Here is a 2,518-nt window from a genome sequence, read left to right as displayed (position 1 = left end):
GGGCCTCCCGCAGCACCGCGAGCCGCCCCAGCGACCCCGCTGCCGGGTCGCCGCCGGTCTTCTTCGCGGCGACCTCGCCGAACAGCAGGCGCCCGGTCCCCAGCGGCACGCCGTCCTCACGGACCGCCAGGACGTGCACCGCGTGCGCGTCCAGCGCGTCGTACTCGATCTCCTCGGGGACGTTCTGCTCGGCGACGAAGACCTCCTTGCGGACCCGGAAGCACGCCTCCCGGTCGGCGGGGTCCTCGGCGAGGCGCACGGTGACGGCGGGGACGGCGGGGACGCTCACGCGTAGGTCTCCTCACGCACCTTGTCCAGGGCCTTCCGCAGGTCCTCGGGGTAGTCGCTGGCGAACTCCACCCACTCACCGGTGCCGGGGTGCTCCAGACCCAGCCGCACGGCGTGCAGCCACTGCCGGGCCAGTCCGAGCCGCTTGGCCAGCGTCGGGTCGGCCCCGTAGGTGAGGTCGCCGACGCAGGGGTGCCGGTGGGCCGACATGTGCACGCGGATCTGGTGGGTGCGGCCGGTCTCCAGCTTCACGTCCAGCAGGGACGCCGCCCGGAAGGCCTCGATCAGGTCGTAGTGGGTGACCGACGCCTTGCCCTCGGCGGTGACCGCCCACTTCCAGTCGCTGCTGGGGTGACGGCCGATCGGGGCGTCGATGGTGCCGCTGGTCGGGTCCGGGTGGCCCTGCACCAGCGTGTGATAGCGCTTGTCGACCGTGCGCTCCTTGAACTGGCGCTTCAGCGACGTGTACGCGTGCTCGGACTTCGCGACGACCATCAGGCCGGAGGTGCCGACGTCCAGCCGGTGCACGATGCCCTGGCGCTCGGCGGCGCCGGAGGTGGAGATCCGGTAGCCGGCCGCGGCCAGCCCGCCGATCACGGTCGGGCCGGTCCAGCCCGGCGACGGGTGCGCGGCCACGCCGACCGGCTTGACGATCACGACGATGTCGTCGTCGTCGTGCACGATCTCCATGCCCTCGACGGGCTCGGCGACCACCTGGACGGGGGCGGGGGCCTGCGGCATCTCCACCTCGAGCCAGGCGCCGCCGGAGACGCGCTCGGACTTGCCGACGACCACCCCGTCGACCTGCACCTTGCCCGCCGCGGCCAGCTCGGCCGCCTTGGTCCGGGAGAAGCCGAGCATCCGGGAGATGGCGGCGTCGACGCGCTCGCCCTCCAGGCCGTCCGGCACGGGCAGGGTTCGGATCTCGGGAATCGTGCTCACCCGTCGAGTATGCCGGACGGGTGACACGCCGCGGTCCGCGGCCTTGCCCGGCCGCCCGCCGCCGCCTCCGGCGGCCCGCGCGGGTCAGTCCTTGTGGACCGTTCCGTCGGGGTCCAGGCCCTTGAAGGAGAGCAGCACGATCAGGATGCCGCCGCAGACGATCGCCGAGTCCGCCAGGTTGAACACGGCGAAGTGCCGGGGCGCGATGAAGTCGACCACGGCGCCCTCGAAGACGCCCGGCGAGCGGAAGATCCGGTCGGTGAGGTTGCCCAGCGCGCCACCCAGCAGCAGGCCCAGCGCGACCGCCCACGGGGCGCTGTACAGCTTGCGCGCGAGGCGGAAGATCACCACGATCACGGCGGCCGCGATCACCGTGAAGATGATGGTGAACGCCTCGCCGAAACCGAAGGCCGCGCCCGCGTTGCGGATCACGTCCAGGCGCAGCCACTGGCCGAGCAGCTCGACGGACCGGTCGCCCGGCTCCAGCTCGGCCACCACGATCAGCTTGCTGACCAGGTCGAGGGCGTAGGCCAGCACGGCGACGAGGATCAGCACGGTCACGCGCCGCTTGCCGCGTGGTGCCCGCTGCTCCTCGTTCTCCTCCGGGGCTGCCGCCTCGTCCGGAGTCTCCGGCGTACCGATGATGCGCTCCGCCTCTGCCACGTGAGTCCTTCGGCCTGGGTACCTGACTGAAAGGAGAGCGTACGGCACGACTCCGGCGGGCGCTGTGGTCAGTGCCTCCGTTCCTGTTTCTGCTTGCACTCCACACAGAGGGTGGCCCGGGGGAAGGCCTGCATGCGGGCCTTCCCGATGGCCTGGCCGCAGCTCTCGCAGAGGCCGTAGGCCCCGGCCTCCAGGCGTTCCAGGGCGTGCTCGGTCTGGGTCAGCGTCTCGCGCGCGGCCGACGCGAGGGCCAGTTCGTGCTCGCGCGTGATGTTCTTGGCGCCGGTGTCCGCCTGGTCGTCGCCCGCGCCGTCGCCGGAGTCACGCATCAGTCCGGCGAGGGCGCGTTCCGCCTGCGCGATCTCCGCGCGCAGCCGGGTGGCCTCTCCCTCCAGCTCGCCGCGTGCCTCCTCCACCTCCTGAGGGGTCCATGGGTCCTCCCCGGGCCGGACCGCCAGGTCCCCCGCTTCCACCCGCGCCTTGGGCACCGCCGCGGCCGTGCTCTTCCTCGTCCTCACGCCCCTGCCTCCCGTCTCCGGTGCGGCGACCGCCGCACCACGCTGCCGGCCCGCACCGTTCCCCGCCGCTTCCGCGGCGGCCTGCTTCCTCCCGCGGGCCGCGCCGC

Annotated in this window: 4 protein-coding genes; all 4 read right to left on the bottom strand. The window is 73.1% G+C overall.

The window, feature by feature from the left end; genetic code table 11:
* The coding region (locus tag HW445_RS26540; protein ID WP_374939701.1) for a GNAT family N-acetyltransferase at window positions 1-289 on the bottom strand (289 nt) is incomplete at its 3' end.
* Window positions 286-1,230: an RluA family pseudouridine synthase gene (locus tag HW445_RS26535; RefSeq protein ID WP_180223415.1), complete on the bottom strand. Its 945-nt coding sequence runs from the start codon at window positions 1,228-1,230 to the stop codon at window positions 286-288. The genes HW445_RS26540 and HW445_RS26535, both read right to left, overlap by 4 nt.
* Window positions 1,231-1,314: 84 nt before the next feature.
* Window positions 1,315-1,893 carry a signal peptidase II gene (gene lspA, locus HW445_RS26530; protein WP_180223414.1) on the bottom strand — a complete coding sequence of 193 codons (579 nt, stop codon included), beginning with the start codon at window positions 1,891-1,893 and terminating at the stop codon, window positions 1,315-1,317.
* A 68-nt stretch (window positions 1,894-1,961) separates the two neighbouring features.
* A partial coding sequence (locus tag HW445_RS26525; RefSeq protein ID WP_180223413.1) for a TraR/DksA C4-type zinc finger protein occupies window positions 1,962-2,518 on the bottom strand: 557 nt, incomplete at its 5' end.

Source organism: Streptomyces sp. UH6, from assembly GCF_013421635.1.
Taxonomy (GTDB): Bacteria; Actinomycetota; Actinomycetes; order Streptomycetales; family Streptomycetaceae; genus Streptomyces; species Streptomyces abyssomicinicus.
The sequence above is the reverse complement of the archived record's forward strand: the minus strand, read 5'-3'. Positions and strand labels throughout refer to the sequence as shown.